The sequence below is a fragment of the Actinomycetota bacterium genome (genome assembly GCA_030019255.1).
Taxonomy (GTDB): domain Bacteria; phylum Actinomycetota; class Geothermincolia; order Geothermincolales; family RBG-13-55-18; genus Solincola_A.
Genome location: JASEFK010000042.1, coordinates 1 through 556 on the forward strand (window position 1 = coordinate 1; position 556 = coordinate 556).

The following is a 556-nucleotide window of genomic DNA, read 5'->3' on the forward strand; positions in this document are numbered from 1 at the left end:
TGAAGGTACATCTCCATGGGGGCGAGCACCAGGGCCTTGTCCGAGCGCTGGTAGCGGCAGAAGAGGGAGGGGGAGGAGGTGCCGTCGCGGTCCTTCAGGACCAGGAGGTGGAGGTCCCCCACGGCGGTCACGAGGACTCGGGGACGGTAGCCGTTGCGGTAGCCCTTGCGCTCCTCCGTCCTCTCGTAGGGTTCCGCCCCCACATGCTCGGTCATCTCCCATTCCAGGATGTTTTGGACCATGTACTTGAGCATCATGCCCAGGGGGTTGTCCTCCTCGGAGGCCAGTACCTCCTGCATTGCCTCCTCCATGGTCATACCCTTTTCTTAGCCATCGTTCTCCTTTCAGCTAAGGAATCCGTTACTTGATCCCTTATCTTGGAGAGCGGTGGCCTTCTTTGTCCAAGAACTATTGCCTAGAAGTTTTTACATAAGTTTATGGGCACAACCCTATCGATAATGAAGATTAAGGGTAGGACGCCATAAGGCACAGCTAAAGTTAAACTCATCTTCTACAGTTGCATTTCCAAAATACCAGGTAGATGGGCATTTTTGGG

At 54.3% G+C, this 556-nt stretch carries 1 protein-coding gene; it reads right to left on the reverse strand.

The features are described from left to right. A partial coding sequence (locus tag QME84_12780) for a transposase (protein MDI6875138.1) occupies positions 1-299 on the reverse strand: 299 nt, incomplete at its 3' end. Between the last annotated feature and the right edge of the window lie 257 nt (positions 300-556).